Origin of the sequence: Fischerella sp., from assembly GCF_013388695.1 — a bacterium.
In the GTDB taxonomy this organism is placed as follows: Bacteria; Cyanobacteriota; Cyanobacteriia; order Cyanobacteriales; family Nostocaceae; genus PCC9605.
On sequence record NZ_JACAEU010000118.1, the window covers coordinates 18,082 to 43,865 of the forward strand.

A 25,784-nucleotide genomic window follows, 5' to 3' on the forward strand; every position below is an offset into this window, starting at 1 on the left:
AAAATAAATTTTCATAAGTTTTAATTATAAATGTCAGGGTTTGATCATATAAAGTTTCGTGAATACAAGTATTAAATTTTACAATCTTAAATTAGATAAAACAGTATATAACTCAAAAGATATAAGTGTAAATAAATGCTTTTATTTTCTAATGTACTTAGTTTAAAGTAAGTAATCAAATATATGTATTAATTTTACTTTTGAACAACATCTAATAATGGTTGATTTAAGAAGAAGTTGCTAAAAAATCGTAGTGTAACCATTTAGTATAAAGTATATTAAATTACAATCAAATGATTTTTTTGATACGATCGATGCATAGAATATATCAATTATTGGCATAGATTAAACTCAATTTAGGTGATTCTAAATACAAAAAATAGGTTGGTTTATCAAAGCGATTAGATAAAATATTCGCAATTATCTATAAAAAGAATGAATAGAAATACGGAATTGAGTAGAGTACATTTAGTCGCAGATGTATAAAATATTTGTCAGATTAAATTAAAATAAAGATTACTTAAACTTTCCACATGATTGAGGTGACGAGCTAGACAAAAATCTGCTTGACACCTTGTTCAATCAAGAAACCAACACACTATGAACTCTAGAACTGAACAACGCATCGCCTTGATTTCAGTCCACGGCGATCCAGCAATCGAAATCGGTAAAGAAGAAGCTGGAGGACAAAATGTTTATGTTCGTCAGGTAGGTGAAGCATTAGCCCAGCGGGGATGGCAAGTTGATATGTTTACCCGCAAGGTGAGTGCAGAGCAAGACACAATAGTTCAACACAGCCCTAATTGTCGAACAATACGTTTACAAGCGGGTTCTCTTGATTTTGTTCCTAGAGACAATTTGTTTGGGTATTTGCCAGAATTTGTGGAGAATTTTCTGGCATTCCAAACAGAAAACAGTATTACATATCCGTTAGTTCATACAAACTACTGGCTTTCTAGCTGGGTAGGGATGCAGTTAAAGAAAATTCAAGGTAGTAAGCAGGTTCATACATACCACTCATTAGGAGCAGTTAAGTACAACACTATCAACAGTATTCCTCTAATTGCCAGTACACGGTTAGCAGTAGAAAAAGAGGTATTGGAAACAGCCGAACGGATAGTGGCGACGAGTCCACAGGAAAAAGAACATATGCGATCGCTCGTTTCCACAAAAGGTAATGTTGATATCATTCCCTGCGGTACTGATATTAAGCAGTTTGGTTGTATTGACCGACAAGCGGCAAGAGTTCAGTTGGGACTTGATACCGAAGACAAAGTCGTGTTTTATGTGGGACGTTTTGATCCGCGTAAAGGCATAGAAACCCTAGTGCGTGCTGTGGGACAGTCGCAGTTTCGTGGTAATAAAAACCTGAAATTAATCATTGGTGGTGGTAGCCGTCCTGGTCATAGCGACGGTATAGAACGCGAACGAATTGAGAAGATTGTTGCCGAATTAGGAATTAGTGATTTTACCACCTTTACTGGTCGTCTCAGTCAAGAAATCCTACCAAGTTACTACGCTGCGGCTGATGTTTGCGTTGTCCCCAGTCACTATGAACCCTTTGGATTGGTGGCAATAGAAGCTATGGCCAGCTATACACCAGTAGTGGCAAGTGATGTAGGCGGACTTCAGTTTACTGTGGTACCCGAAGAAACTGGTTTACTAGCACCACCACAAGATGTGGATGCCTTCGCTATTGCAATTGATCGAATTATCAGCAGTCAGCAGTGGCGAGATCAGTTAGGTCAAGGTGCAAGAACGCGAGTTGAAACCAAGTTTAGTTGGGATGGCGTCGCCAGCCAGTTGAGTGAATTATACACGCAACTTTTGAACCCAAAGGTTGAAGAGAAAGAACCAGCGTTAATGAGTTCATAAGCTGATTCCGTAACAGATAATGGGGAATTGGTAAGGGCTAATTCTTCTTACCTATACCTTTTGTTATTGCCAATTCCTATTACGAAAATTTTTGGTAAGGACGCAAATCTTGCGTCCTTCCTGTGTAATTGTTACAACTATAGCAGTCCTAAATGAATTGTGAAATTACTCGTTGAGGCAGGTAACTCTTAACAGGAAACAGGAAAGAAGGACGTACAAATTTACTTTATTTTTTCAGAAATGAAATAGAATTGTTATAAGAATTGTTAAAGTACCAAACTCCTCAAAGACATGAAATATTCCCAAAGACTTCTTTATGAAGTCTTTTTATTGTTTTATGTATTTACACTGTTGTTGTTATCTTCTTTTTAATCATACAAAAATATCATATCTGATAGCTGGTGCAGTATTTACCCTGACTGAAAACAAAATTTTTATCTCAGAGAAAAGTTTCAGTAAAATAAAAAATTTTTTATCGACACAAAAAGAATCAATATTTTAATCTTGGGATATACAACTGTTTATCTTGGTTGACGACTGTAACTGCAAATAATTTTCTAAATTGCAAATGAAAGAACAAGCTATCAGTTGTGAAAATTTATTTGTGGTGCAAATATCACTAATCATCAGCTAATTAAAGGAAATACAATGCTATCTTTCAAGAAAATTAGAAATAAACATAAACTTATTTACGCTTTAGGACTAGTAACTATGGGGTTATTTATGGCACCTAACCCTGCCAAAGCAGTTACATTTGAATATAAATCGGGATTCACAGATGATGACTTTAATGCATTAATTTCTAGTGGCGATTACATAGAAGAATTTGTTGCTCAAAGTCAAATTGGTAATAATGCCTGGCAAACAAAACCCTTAAGTGGAGATACAGAATTACAACTATTTGACATCGTTTACGATCCTAATAGCTCTGCTCCCGCCCTTAAGAAAAACTTCGGTGTTGCTACTTCAGGACAGTTTGATTTTGATAGTGGTAAAGCTGTAGATTTTAGCTTGGAAGTCAAAGGTTCAAATGTCAAGTATACTGTTGGCGGCCAAGAGTTAGTTAATTACCAGATTACTGGAGCTTTCACAGACCTTTTTCTGCGCACTAGAGCAAATAACTTTAAAATCGATAAAAACAACAATAACCAGCGTGTAGAAACATTGAGCAACAGTGTATTATTAAGCGACCTAAAGCTGATACAGAATGGTAAGGTGACTAATATCAGTTCTTTTGGTTCTGCAAGTTCTCAAAATGCAACCAAATCATCTGATGTTGATTATTTGCTGATCGGCGATCTAGTTGGAGATTTTACACTCACTGGTAAATCAACGCTATTTTTTGAATTCAATTCTCAGAACATCAATACTGTCAAGGGAGCAGAGCTTGCTTACCAAATCAAAGGTGGTAGTCTGAAAAAGCAGAAAACAGTTCCAGAACCAGGTACAGTCGGTGCTATTTTCTTGGCTGGTATTGTAGGTGTAGGTTACACTAAAAGAAAGAAAGTAGTTCAACAGCCTGCTTAAATTCATTTTGATAAACTCCTGATAAACACAAATGCACACCAACGAAGTTATTGTTGGTGTGCATTTATGGGTTTAAATCAGGTTAAACTGACACTCGATGCTGGAACGGCAACGACTAACGTTGTGCAAACATTTGACTTTACTACTCTCACAGCTATTTGTAGCGACATCCGTGCTAACTGGCTACCGTCGCGCTTGGAACAGGTTTACCAACGCGATCGCCATACTATTTCGATAGCGCTACGTACTCTCAAAGGGCGAGGTTGGCTAGAAGTTTCCTGGCATCCCCAAGCAGCGCGCCTGCACATCGGCAATCCACCACCGCGATCGCCAGATACTTTTACCTTTAGCCAACAACTAGTTCATCAGCTGGGTGGTTTGGCATTGGTAGCAGTTGAGGCGATCGCACCTTGGGAACGTGCCGTCGATTTACAATTTGCTCGTCGTCCGGGAGAACCAGCGCTGTATCACCTGTACATAGAAATCATGGGCAAATACAGCAACGTCATTCTCACCGATGCCAGCAATATTATTATCACCGTCGCCCACCAAGTCAACCAACAAAAATCTAGCGTCCGTCCCATTCTTACCGGACAGCCTTATGAAACTCCACCCAGTCTCACTAATGCCATACCTAGTTTGGATGAATCGCAGCAACGCTGGCAAGAACGAGTCAGTTTAATACCGGGAGCAATCAAACGACAGTTGCTGAAAAATTATCGTGGCGTCTCTCCAGCGCTGTTACAGTCAATGCTTTTAGCTGCAAACATCGATCCAGAAGCTAACACCGATACTCTACAACCTGACGACTGGCAAAAATTATTTGCGCGTTGGCAAGAATGGTTAAAAGTCTTGGCAGACGAGAAATTTCAACCAGCCTGGACAGCAGAAGGGTACACTGTACTTGGTTGGGGTGGAATTGAATCAGCAACAGATGTTCAAGAATTAATTAACCGCTACTACAGCGATTGGCTAAATCAACAAACCTTCTCGCAACTGCGCCATCAATTGAGTCAGAAGCTCAGTAACATTTTAGAAAAATTGCGGCTGAAGGCACAAACTTTTGAGCAACGCTTACAGCAGTCCGATCGAGCAGATGAGTATCGGACTAAGGCTGATTTGTTGATGGCGTACCTACAGGACTGGAAACCTGGAATGGAGGAAATTAGCCTCCCTGACTTTGAGACTGGTAAACCAGTAATAATTAGGCTCGAACCAGATAAAAATGCTGTGCAAAATGCTCAAAATCTATACAAACAGCACCAAAAACTCAAACGTGCTCGTTCTGCTGTTGAACCGCTACTAGCAGAAGTTAACGCCGAAATAGAGTATTTAGAACAAGTCGAAGCTGCGATCGCTCAGATAGAAAACTACCAAACACCAGAAGATTTACAAGCTTTAGAAGAAATCCGTGAGGAGTTAGTTCAACAAAAGTACTTAGAAGATCCAGAGTATCGCAGCCGTAATACTAACGAAAACACTAACAATTTTTATCGTTACCTCACCCCCAGCGGTTTTGAAGTATTAATCGGTCGCAACAATCGCCAAAATGACCAATTAACTTTTCGTATCGCTGGGGATTATGACCTGTGGTTCCACGCTCAAGAAATTCCAGGTAGTCATGTGCTACTGCGGCTAAAACCTGGTGCTGTTCCAGAGGAAGCAGATTTGCAATTTACTGCCAATCTTGCTGCTTACTACAGTCGCGCTCGTCAAAGTGACCAGATACCAGTAGTTTACACTCAGCCAAAGCACGTTTACAAACCCAAGGGAGCCAAGCCAGGAATTGCGATTTACAAACAGGAACGCATCATTTGGGGACAACCGCAGTTAGTTAAGAGTTAGTGGTTAGTGGTTAGTGGTTAGTGGTTAGTGGTTAGTGGTTAGTGGTTAGTGGTTAGTGGTTAGTGGTTATTCTCCCCATCTCCCACTCTCCCACTCCCCCTACTGCTGTTTGGTGAATTATTCTTAAAGATAGAGGCTAATTTTCTTTAACTATTTCTTTTTTTGATAAAAATAAACTAAAAATCTGTGTTGACTGTTACAATAATGTTAAGAAAAATTGCCCGTTGCGTTTTGGGAACGTGATATTTGGGTTTTACTCTATCGAGAAGACAACGTAAAGAATAACTTTATTAATAGACAATAGACCAGCTGTGGTAGGCTGGTCTTTTTTTATCTAACAGTTATACCTTTTGGTATTAGAGATTTCCGAAATGCTTTAATTTGGGCAAATTAGATGCATTTGCTCTCGACCCTACCCCTAATTTTGGTCAAAAATCTTCAAACTCGGTATTTTGCGTAGGGAAGTGAATGGATTGCCGCATCTTGGTAAAAACTCTTAACAATGCCTGCTTTTGTTGTGTTGCATTTTGTAATGCATTTGCCTGCTGACACGATCGTGCAATTAATTCAGCTTGCTGGATTGCCACTCCAAGTTGGGCAGCCATCTGACTGAGGAATTTTATTTCCGATGAATGCCAGTGGCGAGGCTGGGAGTGTTGATAAGCTGCTAGTAAACCCCAGAGTTTTTCTCCAACAACAATAGGAGCGATCGCAAAGGCTTTGATGTGATATTGATCGAGAATTTCGATGTCAGAGGGAATAAATCCTATTTTGTAGATGTCATCCACCGCAAATGCTTCGTTGTTGCGGTCAGGTTCCCCTTGTGTTTTTTGTAAGTAGGTATCGTTCCAAAGTGTGTTGATGCCGAGTAGGGACAAATTTGACCACTCTGGGCTAGCTACCTCAAAATCACTGCTAAATTCATCACTCCCATCTTTAAGGAAGCGACGAATGGAAACACGCTCAGCTTGCAGTAATTGGCACACCTGTTTGATAGCTGTTTGAAAGATCGTATCTAGATCAACACAGGCTTGAATATTAGCAACAACATCAAGCAACGCCTGTTGTAGTTTCGTTGACTGTTGCAGCTTGGTTTTGCCATCTTGGACTTGACTTTCCAAGTTGGTATTGAGCGTATGTAACTGTTGGTGTAGCTCATGTTCGTGAACAGCAGAGGCAAATTGTTTACCTATCTCATCCGCCAATTCGATTTCTTCGACCGTCCACTCACGAGGTTGAGTCTTTTTGGATTCTCGCCAAGCATTAAACGATTGACGAGGGTATAGTTGACGCCTGTCGGGGTCAGATTCTCCTGCCCACAGGGTTTCTTTTTCCACGTCGTCCCGGGAAATACTTAAGTATCCTAGTAATTCCTGACGATACAGGAGTGGAATCATCAAGATGCTACGAATTTTGGTTGATTGTAAGGCAACTTGCAAAAAACGCAATTCATGAATTTGATAGATGTCTGAAATTGCCCAAACATCATAATTATGAGACTTATAGTGTTCCTGCCAAATGCTATATTGCTCTATCAATGGATATTTTGCCAATTCTGGCATTACGGGTTGTTTGCCGTAGACATAAACCTTGAGGTGATTGCTGGAGGCTTCCAAACAGTCTGCAAAGCTTTTGACGTAGCCGTCTTGGAGAGCCAATGCTTCATTTCTGATGCAAAGTCTGCCAGCAGAACCACCGAAGGCAATGACGGCTTGTGCTAAAGCTGGCTGGAACTCAATGGAGGATAGTGAGTGCAGCAGGGTGACAATGTTCTTGATCGTAGCTTCCCGTGTGGCTCTTTCAGGAGCTTGGTTGAGGAAGGTGCTTTGGGCGATCGCTATTGACAGCTGATCGACAACCATCTGCATCGTTTCCACTTCCGATTCTGGAATTGAACGTGGCTGTGAGTGGTGACACGCCAACAGTCCCCAGAGTTGCTCATCATGCAGAATGGGTAACACCAGAGAGGATTTCACTCCCATCGCAGTTAAATATTCCAGATGGCAGGGATCTACAGAGCGGTAGCGGATCTCTTTAGAGATCGTCTCCTCTGTTTCTGAATTATACAGAGCACTTTGACCAATCTCTTTGGTATCAACATTTACAATCGAACGCACTCGTACTTTAACGTACAATTCACGAATTTTCGGTGGAATTTCATCCCCAGGAAAAATTAGCCCCAACACTGAGGGTAGATGATTATTATCTACAGATTCAGCAATGACTTGACCACTCCCATCTGGATTAAATTTGCAAATTTTCACTCTATCAACTTCCAGAAACGAACGTAACTCTGCCGCTGTTGCGGTCAAGATGACTTGCAGTTCTAGCTTTTGACGGATATGGTTTGTAATGCGGCGTATTAAGTCTTTTTCCTGGATACTAAATTGCATTTCTTAATTTATGGTTGAGAATTATTGCTTTTGGTAAATCTGACAAACTTTCCAGAGATTGCAAGGCATTTCCGCCTTTTCACAACATTTTTTAACAACCTAATTAAAGGGGACTGGGGACTGGGGTATAAAAATTATGAATTATGAATTATGAATTATGAAATTTTCAGCCCAATCGCATTCATCATTCATAATTCTCACTAATACCCAATCCCCCACCATTAACAAGGACAGGGAATCTAACATCGCAACCGGTTAAATATTAAGCTCAACAGTAATGCTGGGTTTTAGAATGTAATATAGAACTAGTATTTGATTTTTGAAAAGATACGTAGGGTGTGTTATCGGGTAGCGTAACACACCCTACGTGTACTTAGATTTTTTCAATAATCAAACCGGATTCCTATAGTTGCAAAAAATAGTTCTCAGGCAATGGCCTGAGAACTATAGTCTGGAGGTTTTGTAACCGTAAAATCTTAGAAACTAAAGGTAGTTCTCAATGCACCAACGATCGCATCATTGTTGTTGTTGTTATGATCGGGTGCGGTTAGCCAGATAACTCCGGGAGTGATAGTGATGTTATCGCTCACCTGATACTGATAGAAAGCCTCAATGTGATATGAAGTGTCTTCGTCTTCGTTGATTTGATCAATACTGGAACTTGTCACCTTCGGTTCCATCCCGACAATGATGCCCGCTAAGCTGCCTTTAGTACCAAGGTCGGGAAATCCAAGAGTAACTGCCCAGTTCCAAATGTCAAGCTTGCCACGGTCAATAGTCCCTCCTTGAGTGGATAAGTTCTTGGCATTGGTATAGCCAACCCAACCACCCAAAACTAAATGATCGCTGAATTGAAAGGATGCTTGTAGACCGTAGGAATTGTTGGAAAATGGTACACTCACCGGTTCTGGTTCTCCAGTCACATCCGCAGGAGGAGTAAGTTCAGACTGAAGGAAGGATATAGGATTGGCACGTCTACTACCAGTACCCAGTTCCTGATTGTAAGCATTGATATAAGTCAAGCCAACGGTAAAGCGATCGCTTGGTTGAAAAGTCAACTGTGCTAGAGCGCCGTAACCCCCGTTGAACAATCCATTATCATCAGATGGGTCGTTGGGTGAACTCGCTAAATATGCCAAACTGAGTGCTAATGAATCACTGAAGTTTTGGGTGACACCCAACCCTGCACCATCCATTTGGTAATAGATAGGGTTACGTGTACCAAAGGTAGACAAAGCACCAAACGCCCCATCTCCGTCAAAAAGATTTACTGTACTGGTAACGTCGTCTGCTGCGCCTGCATTGGCAATAGCAATCACTTCTGTACTTTCGGTTGGCGAGAATCTGTACCACAGTGCATCAATGAAAACATCAGTGGTGCCATCATCACCAGCAAAGAACAAGCTACCCTCTGGTGTGCCAATCTCAGGATTTTGAATATTATTTGCCTGAAGCCTGGTAAACAGAGTATCTTTCCCTGTAAAGCTGGTGTTCAATTCTATGCGCGATCGCGCTCCAAAAGTTGTATTGTTGTCTCGAACATCTACATCATTGACATCATCTCCTCCCAAAACATCGCTGATTACAGCGACTACTTGTCCAGTCAGTTTGGTAGTTGTAGAAAACTGATTCGCTTCCAATTCAGCATTTTTTGCCTCCAGCGTATCCACACGACCTCGCAGAGTCGCTAGTTCTGCCGAAAATTCTTCTTGCAGTTTTTGTAATGTCGCTAAATCTTCTTTTGTTACTAACTCCCCTGTGGCTGTAGCAACTAATTCGTTAACGCGGTCTAAGCAAGCATTCAAACCAGCAGCAAACTCATATCGCGTCAGCGGTCGATTACCGCGATAAGTGCTATTTGGATAGCCTGCAATACAACCGTAGCGTTCTACCAGTGATTGTAAAGCTTGAAATGCCCAGTCTGTTGGTTGTACATCCGACAGCTGAGAAACCGAGGTCACTTGTGCTATTTGTTGTTCTTGAGTATTATTTCCAACTTTTTTTTCTGGAGTGACTACCAAATTCGGTTCACTAACTTCCGATGTTGGAGATGTTTCTCCAGCAATTGCGGTATTACCAACTAGTAATATTGTGCCGAGAACTGCTGGGCTAACCAACAGAGATTTCCAAGATTTTTGCATTTTTTCCTCACACTACTTTTTAATTTGCCCCCGGCTCTGCTTAATAAAAGCAGATTTTATTAAAAAGCGTTTTCGATTAATTTATCAGTTATTGGCAAATTTTTTAACACAAAGTCTGGAAATAATAACTAAGCAATTCATTCTAAAACGGATTCCAAAAACAAACATGTTTACTATTTTGATACAAGTTGTCAATGAGAATGATACTTATTTTTATAGTATAGTTAGAATAAGTCTAATTATCAATAGGGTTTCTGACAAACGAAAACCCTCATCTTTTAGGAGGAGAGAAGACTGTGAAGCGGACTCAGATAAAAAGTAGAAAAGATCAATACAAAAGCGGCATAGTATCCTTAATTGCCTTGTTAGTATTGTCTGTTGGGATTGGCTGTAGTCAAACAAATACAAAACAAGGAGGAACTACCGAACAGTCACCGCAAGTACAAGAGGCTGCATCCACGCCTGCAACCAATTCGGGAAAAATCAAAGTGGTAACAACGTTTTTACCCATGTATTGGTTTACCAAGGCTGTCACTGGGGATGTGGCAGATGTGACAGTTTTGGTTCCTCCTGGCACGGAAATACATGAGTATCAAGCGACACCAGAAAATGTGAGAGCGATCGCCACAGCAAATGTGTTGGTAGAAAATGGCTTGGGCTTAGAAGAATTTCTGGAAGACACGGTCAAAAATGCCCAGAATCCTAAATTGGAAAAAATTTCAGCCAGCAAGAATATTCAAGCCTTGGAAGAAATTTCACCTGTGGTAGAAACGAGGAACAAAGAGGAAGAACACGACCACGGACATACTCACGAACATGCTGAAGGTAATCCCCACGTTTGGCTAGATCCTGTTTTGGCAAAACAACAAGTTATCAATATTAGGGATGGCTTAATTGCGGCTGACCCTGCGAATAAAAGCAATTATGAGGCAAATGCAGCAGCTTATATCAAGCAGTTAGAAGATTTAGATAATCAATATCGGCAGACTTTACAAAAGTACCCCAACTGCACCTTTGTGACTTTCCATGATGCCTATCCATACCTGGCAAAACGCTATAACCTTAAACAAGTGGCAGTAGTAGAAATTCCTGAAGATCAACTGACACCAACGGATGTGCAAAAAGCAGTCAATGCCGTCAAAAAGTACAACGTCAAAGCTTTATTTGGCGAACCAGGAACGGATAATAAATTGCTGACAAGCCTTTCTCGTGACTTGAATTTAACTTTGCGTGAATTAGATTCTTTGGAAACAGGTTCCAAAGAACCACAGTATTACTTCCAGGCTATGCAGAAGAATTTACAAACTTTAGAATCAGCTTGCAAATAGATGTCCTTTGTCATTTGTGAATGACCAATGACTAATGACTAATAACTAATGACTAATGACTAATGAATATTGATATTCCTGTTGTCAAAGTAGAAGGGTTGAGTGTATACAAAGGTAGCTATCTAGCTGTTCGCGATGTTTCATTTGAATTGTTGCCAGGAACCAACACTGCCATAGTCGGCCCCAATGGTGGGGGTAAAAGTACTCTGGTACAAGCAGTTTTAGATTTGATTCCGCGAAGTAGTGGCAACATAGAAATATTTGGTTTGCCAATTTCTAGACTGGGGCATTTGCGTCATCAGTTAGGATATATGCCACAGCATTTTATCTTTGACCGCAGCTTTCCGATTTCTGTTGGGGAATTGGTAGGTTTGGGATGGGTCAAAGAAGGAAAAAGGGAAAAGGGAAAAGGGAAAAGGGAAATTTCATTTTTTAAAAGGCTATGGCAGCAAAATCAAGAAAAAGCAGCAGCAGTAGTAACAGCTTTACGGCGAACTGATACTTACCATCTGCGAAATCAAGCGATTGGTACTCTCAGTGGTGGTCAGCTAAAGCGGGTATTGCTGGCTTACTGTTTGGTAATGCCTCGAAGACTATTGGTATTGGATGAAGCTTTTGCTGGAGTAGATGTACAAGGTGCAGCAGATTTTTATACTTTGCTGAATGAACTGAAGCAGGAAGAAGGTTGGACGATATTGCAAGTTTCTCACGATATCGATCTGGTCAGTCGCTATTGCGATCGCGTAATTTGTCTTAACCAAACTATCGTTTGTACCGGAGTACCAGAAATTGCCCTCTCACCACAAAATCTTTTAGCAACCTACGGCCCAGGGTTTAGTCGCTACCAACACCATCATTAGAATTATGAATTATGAATTATGAATTATGAATTATGAAATTTTTGATCATTCATCCTTTTCGTCTAGGTGTTCAGCGACAGACTGGTAAAGATGCAAAACATGACTATCGTGGAGGCTGTAGAAAACATGACGACCTTGCTTGCGATAACTAACTAAGCGCATCACCCGTAAATTTCGCAACTGATGAGATACAGCAGATTCACTCATATTCAGCCCAGCTGCTAAATCGCTAACACAAAGTTCTTTTTCAGCTAAAAGAGAGAGAATTCGCAGACGATTAGGATCTCCTAAAAAACTAAAAAATTCCGCCATCCGCTGGGCTTTGTCGCTGCTGAGAACCTCAATTGCAGATGGTTGCACGCGATCGCTATCTGTTTGAGATTGCTGATTATATTGGATAACTTCTGGTTGAGGAATAGAATTAGTAACCGTGGAAGCAAAAGTATTTTTGCCTGACATATTGTAAAAAACTTATAAACATCTAGTTTATATAACAATTATTACTGAATGCAAGCTAATAAATTATATACTTCAAATATAAATATCACCGTATAAATGACGAGGAAAAAATTTGTTTAATGATTGCCACATAAGCTGGTTAGCCGTCACCACTGCAAATGACTTAGTAACATTGCTACAGTTTCCCTTCATGCAGCGAGCGATTGCTGGTGCTGTATTTATGGGAATATTGGGCGGTTTACTTGGCTGTTTTGTCACCCTGCGCCAGTTATCTTTTTTTAGCCATGCTGTCGGTCACGCGGCATTAGTGGGTGTGGCATTAGGTGTGCTGCTACAGTTAAATCCCACCTGGATGCTGCTGCCTTTCACGTTGGTGTTTGGAGTGCTTGTGATCTACTTTATCGACAAAACTGATTTAGCTAGTGATAGCGTACTCAGTATAGTCCTATCAGGAGCATTAGCGATCGGCGTGATCTTGAGTAGCCTTATCCAAGGATACCGCGGCAACTTGATGGCAGTATTATTTGGCGATATTTTGGCGATCGATCAAACAGACCTGATTTTAACTTTGCTGGTGCTTGTTGCAGGCAGCATATTTCTATTATCAACCCTGCGCCAACAAATTTTACTAACCCTTAATCCTGATGTGGCAAAAGTTCAAGGAATTCCAGTACAATTGTATCGATACGGGTTTGTCATCTTGCTGTCACTAGCAGTTGCCGTAGCAATTAAAGCTGTCGGCGTTTTACTGGTAAATGCATTTTTGGTAATTCCCGCCTCCACTGCCAAACTGATTGGTCATCACTTTCGCCGCTTTTTGCTACAATCGGTGATTGTTGGCTCCATTACTAGCATTGCTGGCATTATCGTATCGGGTCTTTTCAACCTTGCTTCTGGCCCGAGTATTGTGCTTGTTCAGTTCCTAGTCTTCGTAGCCGTTTTCAGTTGGATCAAGTTGACAATCAAAACTACGTAATTTTTTCTTTAGGTAGTTGCAATCTTATTTAAGGTTTGATATACTGGTTAATCGTTGAATACAAACGCGATCGCCGGGATAGCTCAGTTGGTAGAGCAGAGGACTGAAAATCCTCGTGTCACCGGTTCAAATCCGGTTCCTGGCATCATAAGCAAAACCCCTGGTAAGCAAGACTTCCAGGGGTTTTCTGTTTACACAAAAACCCCATTTTAGCCATTTTTGGACGGGGTTAGTCAAATTTTGGAAGTAAATTAGGGCGCGCTGATTGACCTAAATATTTTCCGGGATTGGATTTTAGCGATCGCGATTGGTTGCTCTAAAGACATGAGTTAAAATACTAACTCAAAACAAGAAACTTCTAACTCAAAATAAGAAACGTCAAGCTCAAAACGAGAAATTTCAGGTTTAAAACGAGAAACTTCTAGTTTGAAACGAGAATCTTCAAGCTCAAAACGAGAAACTATAAGCTCGAAATTTGAATGATTATCTAGAAACTCTCAAATATAGCAGTATGGTCTGACCTCTCCCCACATGCGAGGAGGGCAAAATAAATTCCCTCTCTCTGCTTGCGGAGAGGGGGTTAGGGGGTGAGGTTACAACTGTATTGCAGCAAAGCGAGAAACACTATAAATATTGTGTAGTGCGGACATCTTGACCGCGAAAATTATGCAAGTAAAAAACACATTAGTTGATCGCAATAGTTTCTAGCAAACTCTTCAACATCAAATAAGTAGAAGTCGCCCCTGGATCTTGATGTCCCACACTTCTGTCTCCTAGATAGCTAGCGCGGCCTTTCTTGGCTAGCATTGGTGTTGTCTGTTGCATTCCCTTTTCAGCCGCAGATACAGCTTGTTGCATTGCTGCTTGCATACCTTGATCTTTTACCAATGCCTGCTCAAAAGCCGCTACAGCTGGTGATAGGGCATCTACCATTGTTTTATCGCCTAATTGTGCCTTGCCACGACCAATGACGCCATCTAATCCTGCTTGCAGCATTGCCAGCATATCCTGGTCAGTTAGTTCCTGTTTGCCAGCTACCACTGTACTTGCCCGTAAAAAAAATGTGCCATAAAGCGGGCCGCTAGCACCACCAACCGTAGAAATTAGAGTCATGCTTACCGATTTCAAAATGTTACCGATATCTTGATCGGCAACACTCGGTAACTGAGTCATTACCTTTTTGAAACCACGCTCCATATTTATACCGTGATCCGCATCACCTATGGCAGCATCTAATTCTGTCAAATAGTCTTTGTTCTCCTCCACCAAAGCAGCAAATCTTTGCAACCATTGTAAAATCTGTCCTTTTATTACCATTTTTAAACCTCCGGTTTGACGCAGTCATCATAAAACCTAACCGAGTTTTTACGGATTCTACCTTTGATGCACGTAATAGAGAGTAGTAAAGTATCTAAGAGAACATCAACTTGTGTTTTCTGTGAAAGTATCTGTCTTCAAACAACTCCCTTGCTTGCTTTGTGTTGCTTTTATCACAGGCACTTGCGTTGACCGTACCAAAAACTCTGAGATTGAAATCGCGCAAGCTGCCCCAAATATCCAAGAGAATATCGTATTTCCAAAAAATGCTGGAGTAATAGATGTCACTGCGCCTAAATATGGAGCTAAACCCAACGATGGCAAAGATGATACCCAAGCTATCCAAAAAGCACTCAGTGAGTTTCCCAATCAAGGACGAATTATTTACTTGCCCAATGGTGTATATGATATCTCTGATACTCTGCATTGGCCTCGTGGAAAACGTTACAGTTCTGATTACAAACGTACTATACTCCAAGGGCAAAGCCGCGATGGAGTTGTTATTCGCCTCAAGAATAACTCTCCTGGATTCCAGAACCCAACCAAACCTCGACCGGTTATTTCTACAGGATTTGACCCAAAGCTAGATCCCAACTCGGAAGATATTAAAGCCAGTAGAGTAGCTCAACGCTTTGGCAATTCAGTTAGAAATTTGACTATCAAACTAGGGAAGAATAACTATGGGGCAGAAGGACTCAATTTTGCCGCCCACAATCAAGGAGCAGTGCGAAGCGTCAAGATTATCTCTGAAGATAGAAGCGGCACAACAGGTTTAGCTTTAACACACGGTGAAGTTGGCCCTCTGTTGATAGAGGATGTTGAAATTATAGGATTTGACAGTGGTATACGTACTAACACTTGTATTAATAGTATTACGATGCAAAATATCACAGTCCGCGATCAAAATCGAGTAGGTATATTTAATGGCGGACAAGTAATCAGTCTTGAGGGTTTCAACAGCTTTAATTCTGTTCGAGCAATTATCAACGGCAATAATCCTCACAAAGGTTGCGACCTCGGTAGCACTTTGACACTTGTTAATGCCAAACTTATAGGTCACGGTAAGGCAAAAAATATTCCAGCAATTTCTTCTGCTGGATTTCTTTATGCGCGAAATGTAGTCTCTTCTGGATACAAAGGAGTTCTCGCAAACAATGCCGTAAGAACGAAAGCCCAGGTTAAAGGCTCTAAGATTGAAGAATTTACTTCCCGCCCAATCATATCCCAGTTCCCTTCATCATCAAGATCGCTGCAACTGCCAATCAAACCATTTCCTAAATTGGCTTGGGACGATCCAAAAAAATGGGTCAGTGTGGAGAAATTTGGTGCAATTCCAAACGATAAAAAAGATGATACTGCTGCTTTTCAAGCGGCCATTGATTCTGGTGCTACGACAGTATTTGTACCTAATTCTGGAAATTTTACAATCAACGGTTCTCTCCGAATCAGAGGAAAAGTGCGAAGATTTATTGGCACAAGTGGATTGCTGGATGGAAAAGGAGAAATATTAGCAGATAACGGCAGTGAACCAACCCTAATTGTTGAAAATTTCTTCATTCCATATAATTCTAAGCTGAAATGGAAGAATTTTGCTAATCGAACCGTTGTTTACCGCAGTATTAATAACTTGATCTTGGAAAGCAACAGTACTGGGAATTTATTTATTGATGATGTTTCTGTAATACGTCAAGTGAGATTTCTCAATTCCGCTCAACACGTTTGGGCACGCCAGTTGAATCCTGAAATTCGGACAGAAACTAATGTGCTTAATAGAGGAGCACATCTTTGGATTCTTGGCATGAAAACAGAACAAGGTAAAACAAAAATTAAAACTACCAATGGAGGCTTTACTGAACTCCTAGGTGGGCTAATTTATGCTAATGGTACAAATGGTCTAGAAGAGCCACTCTTCCACATCGTCAATGCTTCTGCTTCGTTCTCTGGTGTAGCTGACGCATATTTTCAGAAGAAAAACTCTCGACCACTACGGTTATGGGTAGAGGAAACACGCGGATTGCAGACAAAACAACTTACCAGAGATCAGATACCTGCCAGAATGACTACTAACGGACATGTTTTGCTACTATATACTGGTTTTGACAAACAACCGAACAAATAAAATTTACTTAAATTCCCCACTGCAAGCTCGGCGTTTTCACAGGTGCATCCCAAAGCTTAATCATCTCATCATCGAGCTTGAGTAGAGTAATTGAGCAACCTTGCATTTCCAAGGAAGTGATATAAGCACCAATCAAGTTGCGCTCAATTAGCAATCCATGCTTTTGACAAATTTCTGCTAGTCTTCGGTAAATAATATATAACTCAGAAACAGGAGTGCCACCCATACTATTAACGAAAGCTAACACGCGATCGCCTTTTTCAAAAGTTGGATCGATTAATTCTACTTCCACCCATTCGCCTTTTTTTTCATCCCACTCCCGCACCGTACGTTGATAGGCTGCATCTTCGATCATCGATAGTGCCAACATTTCTGCAATCTCATCTGCTGATTTTAAACTCATGCGCTCTCGTCCCGGCTCTCCATGAATCCCAATTCCCATCTCAATGTCTTGATTGCCAAGTTCAAATGTCGGTGTACCTTTGGCCGGAACAGTGCAGGAAGTCAACGCCATACCCATACTCCGTCCATTGAGATTCACCCGTCTGCACAAATTTGCTATTTGTTGCAGATCGTAACCCTGCTCGGCTGCTGCACCACAAATTTTTTCTGCTAGTACTGTAGTTCCTACACCCCTTCGTCCTTGAGTATATAAGCTATCTTTCACCGCAACATCATCATCAATCAAAATATTCAGTACCCGCATACCTTCACTTCGGGCTAGTTCAGTGGCCATCTCAAAATTCATCACATCACCACTGTAATTTTTCACGATGTATAAAATTCCAGCTCCTCCATCTACAGCCTTTGCAGCTGCCAGCATTTGATCGGGTGTAGGTGAAGTGAAAACCTCTCCAGGACAAGCAGCATCAAGCATTCCCATTCCCACAAAGCCAGCGTGCATCGGCTCGTGACCGCTACCGCCCCCAGAAATAATTGCTACTTTATTTTTTACTGGTGCATCGGTTCGACAGACAAAGTTGGGGTCAAAATTGACTTTAATTAAATTTGAATGAGCAATCGCCATACCTTCTAGACTTTCGCGTACAAAGTCAGCTGGATTGTTAATCAGTTTTTTCATGATCTGGTTTTTCTTAGTCAGAGGTGATTTAATTTTTTGCTGGCCCAAGAATTATAAATTAAGGTTATGACCAAAATCATATTTTAGAAATCGACCACTGATGCACGCAAATGGAATTGGTAATTGGTCGTTTCAAGCTGATATTGGCACAAAAAAATTGCGTGTATATACGTAATTGCGGAGTGAGTCCCCAGATAAGTTCAGTGAAACAACGAATGGTGTATCAAACCGTTCCTAAGGAAAATAATTACAGCTTAGGTGAATTTTTACGCAACTCCGTTTTTCAGAAATAGGAGTTACTACAAAGGAATTTCTATGGCAGCAAGTCAGTCCTCTATGCGGTCTGATGGTATGGAATTATTACGGTTATACCATCACAACCCCTCTATTGAACTTCGCAATAAACTTGTAAAGTTGCATACTGGCTTAGTGCGGAAAATGGCTCATAAATTCAGCCATCAATGTAATGAGCCTTATGAAGATTTAGAGCAAATCGGTTACTTCGGTCTCATTAGGGCAATTGAGCGTTTTGACCCCAGTCAAGGATATGCTTTTAGTTCCTTTGCTGTCCCCTATATTCGGGGTGAAATGCTGCACTTTTTGCGCGATCGCAGTACCCTATTAAAAATTCCTCGCCGTTGGCAAGAACTCTATAACGAGGGGCAAAAAGTTCGTAAGGAATTGGCAGAGATTTTGGGTCGTCCTCCTAAGGATTCGGAAATCGCCAAACAACTCAAGGTATCTGTGCAAGAATGGCAAGAAACTAAGTTAGCTGCACAAAACCGCATGCCCTTAAGTTTAGATGCTACGGTGGTTAATTACATTGATTGTCAAATCACTTTGGGTGAGGCGCTTCCCTGTCCCCGTTCTGCGGCACAACAACAGCAACAAGAAGAACGGCAACAACTGCAAGGGGCAATCAATATGTTAGAAGAAAAGCCTCGTATGGCGGTGGAACTGGTATTTTTGAAGGAACTTTCTCGCAAAGATGCCGCGAAAAAAATTGGCACCAGTCCAATGACGGTAACGCGGTATCTGCAAAAGGGAATTAACGATTTGATGTCAATGTTGCAACCACAAGTGTTACCAACTGCGTAAATATGCGATCGCTCATCAAGCCGGGAAATTCACGCTTGGTACTACTGCAGATTCGGGAATTTGTGCCAATGCTTCTCGTACCACAACAGAATCCGCTCCAAAACGGCAGGAATTTTCTGTCAAATGACGCTTCCAAACTCGACTACCCGGTTGTCCGGCAAAAAGTTGCAGCATATGACGGGTGATTTTGTTGAGCTTAAGACCCTTTGCTACCCAGAAATCTATATAGGAAAACATCGCTTCGGCAACTTCATGGCGGATTGGAGGTTGCGCCACTTTGCCGTAAATTTCACTATCTGCCGTGGCAAATAGGTAGGGATGATCGTAAGCTGCACGTCCAACCATCACTGCATCTACTGACTGCAACTGCTGCTGTACCATCTCCAAGTTCATAATTCCGCCGTTGATTTCAATAAACAGGTGGGGAAATTCCTGCTTCAGACGATGCACATCACTATAACGCAAGGGTGGAATATCACGGTTTTCTTTTGGGCTTAACCCTTGCAACCAAGCTTTACGTGCGTGGACGGTAAAGTGCCGACAGCCTGCTGCTGAGACAATGCGGACAAAGTTCGCCATGTCTTCGTAGTGGTCGAGGTCATCAATGCCGATCCTGTGCTTGACACTGACAGGGAGATGAGTAGCATTGAGCATTGCTGCCACACACTCTGCCACTAGTTGAGGCTGTGCCATCAAACAAGCCCCAAAATTGCCATCTTGTACGCGGCTGCTGGGACAACCAACATTAATATTGATTCCATCGTAGCCCATGTCTTCAGCGATGCGAGCGCATTCGGCTAGTTCTTTAGGGCGATCGCCCCCCACTTGCAGGACAAGAGGCTTTTCAGCAGGAGAAAAACCTAGCAGGTGCTCCTTGTCGCCATGCAAAATTGCCGCACTTGTAACCATTTCGGTGTAAAGTAAAGTGCAGCGCGTAATCTGCCGCATAAAATATCGAAAGTGGCGGTCTGTGCGATCCATCATTGGCGCGATACTCAAGGGGTAAGCGCCATAACTCGCCGAATTAGTGAAAGTAGCTAGATTCAAACAGGTCATAAATAGAGAGTCTATCGCAGGCAATACCTGTGTATGTCTATATATCTTAGATAAATCTGAAACTTCTACTTTTCCGAACGCAAGCAATGATATAAATTCTCTTTCCAACGTGGTATATCTATTGACCAGACTACAGTCATATTTGGGGTTTTGTGCAGTACTCCTAGTTCATCAACGACTGTTGCACCCCGCGTTAATTCGCTCGTAATTTCCACATCTACAAAGTATTTGCCTTGACGCGTCACTATATCTGGGTCAAGGGCAACTGTCATTGCTAGGGGATCGGGTAACATCAAACCAGAGGCTGCCTGGATTTTCATGCAGGAATCCAAGGCTGTTCTGTTGCACTCCATTGCCAAGCGTGCTGTTTTTGTACCGAAGTTGGTAATTTTTTCGATCTCAGCCGGAGTCAACTCTGCATCATGGCGGCTTAATTCCCAACCAACCATCTCACAAGGCATACCGCTATGAAAGACTATCTTAGCGGCTTCTGGGTCTACCCAGATGTTATACTCAGCGGCTGGCGTGACATTGCCAACTGTATTGGCTGCACCGCCCATAATCACACAACGCTGCACGTTTCTTGCTATTTCTGGGGCACGTAATAATGCTGTAGCGATGTTCGTAAGTGGCCCTAGGGTGACTAAGGTAATTTCACCAGGATAGGTTTTAATCGTGTCAATGATTGCGTCTATTGCATGTGCTGACTGGGGTTTGCTATTTGGGTCTGGGTAGTACATGTTACCCATGCCATCGTCACCGTGAAACCAATCGGCGTAGCTACATTCTCGCAATATTGGCTTAGCACAACCAATATATACAGGTGTGGAAGCATCGCACACTTCGAGTGTGTACAGTGCGTTTTTCACACCCTGTTCTACGGAGACGTTACCATTGACAATCGTCACCGCTTCAACATGGACATCTACCCAGCGGTGCGCCATGATCAGAGCAACGGCATCATCAGAAGCGGTGTCTGTGTCGATGATAAACTTACGCATGAAAAAGGTAGTGGGGAATGGGCAATAGGTGGGAATTATGAATGATGGATGCTGAAAATTTCATAATTCATAATTCATAATTCATAATTTTTATGCCTGCTTCTAACTTTGCCATGCGCTGAGGAATTTATTGACAACTTTATTGATTGTTTGTTTGATTTGATGCTGGCGATACCATTTTTGGAAAGCCATTTCGTAATCTTCGCCTTTAGTCTGAAAGGTATTCCACGCGTCCAGACCTACACCCAGTCCCCAAAATAATAAAATGTACAACGACCAAGATAGACCTGCACCACCGATTAGATCTACCAGTAGCAAAACAGCATTGACAATTGTAAACTTGCCAAAGCGCTTTTTGAATCTTCCTATGCGGTAGGCGTTAAAAGCTTGTCGCTGCTGTATTTCTCCTTGGGTAATTTGCCAGTCACGTTCTGCTAATTTGAGGGTTTCCGGAGCAATTTCTAATTCCGCAGCTATTTCCAACAGTTGTTCGTAAGAAAATTCTTTTTCTTGGTCTCTGGCTTGACGAGCGATCGCCAACTGTAGAATTTTCTGTACGTCTTCTTGGCTGTAGGAACGGGTGGATTGAGCTTCAAACACCGTCATAATTCTGTCTCTTTAATTACTTTTAATAAAAGTCTCACTGGCTGGGAGATTTTACGCACCTGTGCCACCGCCAGCTATGCGTCTTTCATTCTCCTAGGCTAGCAAATTTACATGATGCTGCGAAACTAGCGTAAATTTCGCATTTTTAATTTTTAATTTTTAATTTTCAATTTTTTAGCTGGGTTGGGGTTGTTTAAAGGCATAGATATCTTGGATCGCTCGTACCCAACCATCAGATACAGATTCAAGAATGCGATCGCCTTTTTCCTTAGTTGCGACTGTAGGATCGCCAACAACCCCACTTTTACTCAAATCCCGCGTTGCCCAAGCAAAGCTGAGTTTCCCTTCTATGCTCAGCAAGCTACCTTGTGGTTGTTCTGGAGGATACTCAGCAACAGCTTTTTCCATCTTTACTTGTTCTGGTAGGATCGACAACATGATGCTTGTTTCAGCATCTCCAGCATGAATACCTAGTTTTTTTTCTTGAGGTGAAAGCAATTCTCCGGTAATATGTGGCACTCGCCATGTAAAAAGCGGAAACACTAAGAAATCGCTGTATTTGATGTGCAAGTCTCGTGCAGCAATTTCCATTACCTGCGGTTGTCCGCCGTGGGAGTTCATTAATATTAGTTTTCTAAACCCGGCACGATAAATACTTTCTGCCACTTCCATCAGTGTTGCCAACAGAGTTTCTGCACTTAGGGTAATCGTACCGGGAAAATGCCAATGCTCGTTAGATTTGCCATAATAGAGAGCTGGCAAGGCATAGGCAGGAACTATTGCATCAAGCTTTTCTAAAGCTTTTCCCAATACTGCTACACCAATTGCGGCATCCACAATTAGCGGTAGGTGGGGGCCATGTTGCTCAATCGCCCCTACTGGTTGAATCAATACGACATTTTCCTTGTTTGGCATTGCCTGAATGTCAGTCCAGCTGAGGTAAGGGAAAAAGCGTTTTGGGGGAATGAAACTATGCATGGGAAATAAGAAATAGGCATTAATAAACGTGGTTATCGTGATGGCTGTTACTGGTTAGTGGATAGTGGTTAGTGGTAAATAACTAACTACTAACTACTAACAATTTTCATAATTAGGTTTACTTACGGACATTTACCTAATGTTACTGAGTTTTTCTTAACAAAAATTTTACCTATATTGGTGAAAATTATCACCAGCCAATAGTAGATATATAAAAAGGAACAATCCACATGAACAACAAAGAAAATATCCGCACCCTATCGGTTGATATTGGTGGTAGCGGTGTCAAAGCAATAGTTTTGGATATTACGGGCAATCCCTTGACTCAAAGATCGCGTCTGGAAACACCCCAACCTCCCAAACCAGAAGTTGTCATTAATGCAATTAAAACGTTGGCATCTACTCAAGGTGAATTTGATCGAGTTTCGGTAGGTTTTCCTGGTGTAGTAAGGAATGGAGTCACAGAAACAGCCGTAAATTTAGATCCAGGTTGGATTGGGTTTGATTTGGCAACAGTATTGTCAAATCGCTTAAGCAAACCTGTGCGAGTAATTAACGATGCTGATATGCAGGGTTTAGGGGCGATCCAAGGTTTGGGTGTGGAATTAGTAATTACTCTGGGTACGGGATTTGGTTCAGCTTTATTTGTCGATGGTAAATTAGTGCCAAATTTAGAAATGGGACATCATCCGTTTAGAAAAGGCGAAACTTACGAAGAACAGTTGGGACGTGCAGCACTAGAAAGGGTTGGAGATAACAAATGGAACAGGCGTTTACTAAAAGCGATCGCAACTTTGCAACGGTTGTTTAATTACGATAGCCTCTACATCGGTGGCGGTGAAGCAACAAGGATTAAAAGTCAGCTACCAACAAATGTAAAAATCATCCCTAATATTACTGGCTTATTGGGTGGAATTGCTTTGTGGAGAGATTAATCTTCTCATGATGCCTACTTTGAGAAGTTGGCAAACAAACGTAAACCTTTGATTAAGTTTAGGTTAATTTTAGGTTATTATTAACATCGGATTTCACTAGTATAATTCCATTTTGAAGAACCGTTAGATTAAACAGAGCTTTTGCACACCCCAGAGAATGTTCAAGCAGGAGACAAAGTTTTAATTCTAAGTCCGGCTTATGTTGCCGGAAAATTTGGAGTCGTCCTTAGTCGAGAGCCATTTGTAGATGGTCAACCGAGCGATCACTGGCTCATTCAAGTGAATAACGAAAATATTGTGGTGTCGCTGACTCCAAACGAGTTTCAGGTAGTTGACAAGGAAAAAAAGTATGACTAGTATCCCTTGGCGGAGAAGGTGAGGGGATGGGGTGATGGGCATTGGGAATAGGGGATGGGAAATAACCTTTGCCCTCTTCCTGTTGTCAAAACTATGAGCTTTGCTGAAAATTTTCCGAGGCTAAGTCTATGCGATCGCAACTCTTCCGTGCGACAACGGCAAAAAATATCTCGGTCGCTACCGCCCTAGATAAAATAGTTAACAAATGATGCTCACTCGCTGACTCATGACGCCTTCACAAAACACTGACACGGCAACTGCCACAACTACTCCCGCTGTTGACCTCGAACAATACGACAAATCAGAAACCGATCCTCTCGATGATTTGCCAGGAGAGGTCGAAATGACCCTTTTTGAGCATCTAGAGGAGTTACGGCAGCGAATTTTTTACGCGCTAATTGCCGTAGCGATAAGCGTTATTGGCTGCTTTATTGCCGTTAAGCCGATTGTCCAGTGGTTGGAAGTGCCAGCCCAAGGAGTAAAATTTCTCCAACTCGCACCCGGAGAGTACTTTTTTGTCTCTTTAAAAGTAGCAGGCTACAGCGGCTTGGTTATTTCTAGTCCCTTCATTCTATACCAAATTGTTCAGTTTGTTCTCCCAGGACTGACTCGCCGAGAACGCCGTTTGTTAGGCCCTGTGGTTCTAGGGTCGAGTGCGTTGTTTGTGGCAGGATTATTTTTTGCCTATTTCTTACTGATTCCAGCTGCTTTAAGATTCTTCATCAGCTACGGTGCAGATGTTGTAGAACAGTTGTGGTCAATTGACAAATATTTTGAATTTGTCTTGTTGCTGTTGTTTAGTACAGGATTAGCATTCCAAATACCAATCATCCAAATTTTACTTGGCGCTTTAAAAATTGTCTCATCACAAACAATGCTTTCTGGCTGGCGCTATGTGGTTTTAGGAGCAGTGGTTTTGGGAGCTGTACTTACACCATCTACCGATCCCCTAACTCAAACTCTTCTAGCCGGAGCTGTGTTAGGACTGTATTTTGGTGGTATTGGCTTAGTTAAGCTTACAGGTAATTAAAAAATTATGAATTACGTCTGATGTGAATGATCAAAATCAATGTTAGATCAAGGATTCTGGGCTTTGTAGAGACGCGTACGCCGCAGGCGTTCGGGCAGGGTAATTTCGCGTCTCTACACCGAAAATACTTTGCCTGTGCCATCAAAAAAAGAAATCACTTTATCTATCAATAAATATCACTCTAGATCAGCAAAAATTATGCAACCAAGAATTTGGGTTTACAGCATTGCACTGACTTTTTCTTGGCTGATGTCTCCAGTATTAGCTGGTGAACCTGTCAACTTTCCTTATATACTGGCGCAGAATAATACAAAAGCTCAACCGATAGCTGTCAATAAAGTTGAGTTCGGAGTTCTCAGGGTTGAGAAAAGTGGAAAAGTTACCTTAATTCCAACAAATAAAGTGCCACTTCAGGAAGGAACCGTATACGGTTGGCGTGTTCAACTAAGGGACTACCAAGGTGAAGTAACCTGGCGAGAAGTCTTTCAATTACCACAACGCCCAGAAACATGGGGTACAACTAATACTGATAATTTTTCATTATCAACAGATGGCACAGCAGCAGAGACAAAACGCACAGACTTGACAAAAGACGGTGTGATTACCAACTCTTGGACGATCGCTGCTGGCGATCCAATGGGTAAACATACTATAGAAGTCTATATTGACGATCGCCGCATCGCTGCTTTTGAGTTTGAGGTAGTTCCAGTCAGGCAGCAGAGGCCAGTTTCCGCTCCTAGAATATAGTGGTTAGTGGTTAGTGGTTAGTGGTTAGTGGTTAGTGGTTAGTGGTTAGTGGTTA

The 25,784-nt window shown here is 41.7% G+C and carries 21 protein-coding genes and 1 tRNA gene; 13 read left to right on the top strand and 9 right to left on the bottom strand.

Annotation, left to right across the window (positions count from 1 at the left end; genetic code table 11):
* Window positions 1-600: 600 nt before the first annotated feature.
* From HXY43_RS16170 to HXY43_RS16180, 3 genes are all read left to right on the top strand, one after another.
* Window positions 601-1,875, top strand: coding sequence for a glycosyltransferase family 1 protein (locus HXY43_RS16170; protein WP_290884617.1), 1,275 nt, complete (start codon window positions 601-603; stop codon window positions 1,873-1,875).
* Window positions 1,876-2,523: 648 nt separating this feature from the next.
* The gene (locus tag HXY43_RS16175) at window positions 2,524-3,402 is read left to right on the top strand and encodes a choice-of-anchor W domain-containing protein (protein ID WP_290884620.1); all 879 of its coding nucleotides are present in this window, start codon (window positions 2,524-2,526) and stop codon (window positions 3,400-3,402) included.
* A 123-nt stretch (window positions 3,403-3,525) separates the two neighbouring features.
* Window positions 3,526-5,247: an NFACT family protein gene (locus tag HXY43_RS16180; RefSeq protein WP_290884674.1), complete on the top strand. Its 1,722-nt coding sequence runs from the start codon at window positions 3,526-3,528 to the stop codon at window positions 5,245-5,247.
* Between the two features lie 428 nt (window positions 5,248-5,675).
* Here the strand turns inward: HXY43_RS16180 and HXY43_RS16185 are convergent, their stop codons facing one another.
* Both HXY43_RS16185 and HXY43_RS16190 read right to left on the bottom strand, forming a co-directional pair.
* The gene (locus HXY43_RS16185; RefSeq protein ID WP_290884623.1) at window positions 5,676-7,640 is read right to left on the bottom strand and encodes a GAF domain-containing protein; all 1,965 of its coding nucleotides are present in this window, start codon (window positions 7,638-7,640) and stop codon (window positions 5,676-5,678) included.
* 476 nt (window positions 7,641-8,116) lie between these two features.
* Window positions 8,117-9,781, bottom strand: a complete 1,665-nt coding sequence (locus HXY43_RS16190; RefSeq protein WP_290884626.1) for an iron uptake porin — start codon at window positions 9,779-9,781, stop codon at window positions 8,117-8,119.
* Window positions 9,782-10,077: 296 nt separating this feature from the next.
* Between HXY43_RS16190 and HXY43_RS16195 the strand changes: the two genes are divergently transcribed.
* Both HXY43_RS16195 and HXY43_RS16200 read left to right on the top strand, forming a co-directional pair.
* Complete coding sequence (locus HXY43_RS16195; protein WP_290884629.1) at window positions 10,078-11,109, top strand: metal ABC transporter substrate-binding protein; 1,032 nt, start codon at window positions 10,078-10,080, stop codon at window positions 11,107-11,109.
* Between the two features lie 62 nt (window positions 11,110-11,171).
* Window positions 11,172-11,969, top strand: a complete 798-nt coding sequence (locus HXY43_RS16200) for a metal ABC transporter ATP-binding protein (RefSeq protein ID WP_290884632.1) — start codon at window positions 11,172-11,174, stop codon at window positions 11,967-11,969.
* A 45-nt stretch (window positions 11,970-12,014) separates the two neighbouring features.
* Here the strand turns inward: HXY43_RS16200 and HXY43_RS16205 are convergent, their stop codons facing one another.
* Window positions 12,015-12,428: a helix-turn-helix transcriptional regulator gene (locus HXY43_RS16205; RefSeq protein ID WP_290884634.1), complete on the bottom strand. Its 414-nt coding sequence runs from the start codon at window positions 12,426-12,428 to the stop codon at window positions 12,015-12,017.
* A gap of 130 nt (window positions 12,429-12,558) precedes the next feature.
* Between HXY43_RS16205 and HXY43_RS16210 the strand changes: the two genes are divergently transcribed.
* Window positions 12,559-13,404, top strand: a complete 846-nt coding sequence (locus HXY43_RS16210; RefSeq protein ID WP_367161487.1) for a metal ABC transporter permease — start codon at window positions 12,559-12,561, stop codon at window positions 13,402-13,404.
* 72 nt (window positions 13,405-13,476) lie between these two features.
* A tRNA-Phe gene (locus HXY43_RS16215) sits at window positions 13,477-13,549 on the top strand.
* Between the two features lie 539 nt (window positions 13,550-14,088).
* Here the strand turns inward: HXY43_RS16215 and dhaL are convergent.
* On the bottom strand, window positions 14,089-14,721 hold the full coding sequence (dhaL, locus tag HXY43_RS16220; protein ID WP_290884640.1) for a dihydroxyacetone kinase subunit DhaL: 633 nt from the start codon (window positions 14,719-14,721) through the stop codon (window positions 14,089-14,091).
* Window positions 14,722-14,842: 121 nt separating this feature from the next.
* Here dhaL and HXY43_RS16225 point away from each other — a divergent pair, with 121 nt between their 5' ends.
* Window positions 14,843-16,840, top strand: a complete 1,998-nt coding sequence (locus HXY43_RS16225) for a glycosyl hydrolase family 28-related protein (protein WP_290884642.1) — start codon at window positions 14,843-14,845, stop codon at window positions 16,838-16,840.
* Between the two features lie 7 nt (window positions 16,841-16,847).
* Here the strand turns inward: HXY43_RS16225 and dhaK are convergent, their stop codons facing one another.
* Window positions 16,848-17,921, bottom strand: coding sequence for a dihydroxyacetone kinase subunit DhaK (dhaK, locus tag HXY43_RS16230; RefSeq protein WP_290884644.1), 1,074 nt, complete (start codon window positions 17,919-17,921; stop codon window positions 16,848-16,850).
* 315 nt (window positions 17,922-18,236) lie between these two features.
* Between dhaK and HXY43_RS16235 the strand changes: the two genes are divergently transcribed.
* Window positions 18,237-19,019: an RNA polymerase sigma factor SigF gene (locus HXY43_RS16235; protein WP_290884647.1), complete on the top strand. Its 783-nt coding sequence runs from the start codon at window positions 18,237-18,239 to the stop codon at window positions 19,017-19,019.
* 15 nt (window positions 19,020-19,034) lie between these two features.
* Here HXY43_RS16235 and dusA read toward each other — a convergent pair whose 3' ends face one another.
* From dusA to HXY43_RS16255, 4 genes are all read right to left on the bottom strand, one after another.
* Complete coding sequence (dusA, locus tag HXY43_RS16240) at window positions 19,035-20,075, bottom strand: tRNA dihydrouridine(20/20a) synthase DusA (RefSeq protein ID WP_290884650.1); 1,041 nt, start codon at window positions 20,073-20,075, stop codon at window positions 19,035-19,037.
* 65 nt (window positions 20,076-20,140) lie between these two features.
* A complete protein-coding gene (locus tag HXY43_RS16245; RefSeq protein ID WP_290884653.1) occupies window positions 20,141-21,076 on the bottom strand; it encodes a nucleoside hydrolase in 936 nt (311 codons plus the stop codon).
* A 102-nt stretch (window positions 21,077-21,178) separates the two neighbouring features.
* Complete coding sequence (locus HXY43_RS16250; RefSeq protein WP_290884656.1) at window positions 21,179-21,682, bottom strand: 2TM domain-containing protein; 504 nt, start codon at window positions 21,680-21,682, stop codon at window positions 21,179-21,181.
* A gap of 174 nt (window positions 21,683-21,856) precedes the next feature.
* The gene (locus HXY43_RS16255) at window positions 21,857-22,660 is read right to left on the bottom strand and encodes a creatininase family protein (protein ID WP_026733156.1); all 804 of its coding nucleotides are present in this window, start codon (window positions 22,658-22,660) and stop codon (window positions 21,857-21,859) included.
* A gap of 230 nt (window positions 22,661-22,890) precedes the next feature.
* On the opposite strand from HXY43_RS16255, the gene HXY43_RS16260 reads away from it, so the two are divergent.
* The 4 genes from HXY43_RS16260 (at window position 22,891) to HXY43_RS16275 (ending at window position 25,729) form a co-directional block, all read left to right on the top strand.
* On the top strand, window positions 22,891-23,595 hold the full coding sequence (locus HXY43_RS16260; protein ID WP_290884661.1) for an ROK family protein: 705 nt from the start codon (window positions 22,891-22,893) through the stop codon (window positions 23,593-23,595).
* Window positions 23,596-23,736: 141 nt separating this feature from the next.
* The gene (locus HXY43_RS16265; protein WP_290884664.1) at window positions 23,737-23,952 is read left to right on the top strand and encodes a hypothetical protein; all 216 of its coding nucleotides are present in this window, start codon (window positions 23,737-23,739) and stop codon (window positions 23,950-23,952) included.
* 226 nt (window positions 23,953-24,178) lie between these two features.
* The gene (gene tatC / locus HXY43_RS16270) at window positions 24,179-24,982 is read left to right on the top strand and encodes a twin-arginine translocase subunit TatC (protein WP_290884668.1); all 804 of its coding nucleotides are present in this window, start codon (window positions 24,179-24,181) and stop codon (window positions 24,980-24,982) included.
* 198 nt (window positions 24,983-25,180) lie between these two features.
* Entirely contained in the window at window positions 25,181-25,729 is a 549-nt protein-coding gene (locus HXY43_RS16275; protein WP_290884671.1) for a hypothetical protein, read from the top strand.
* Window positions 25,730-25,784 lie beyond the last annotated feature (55 nt).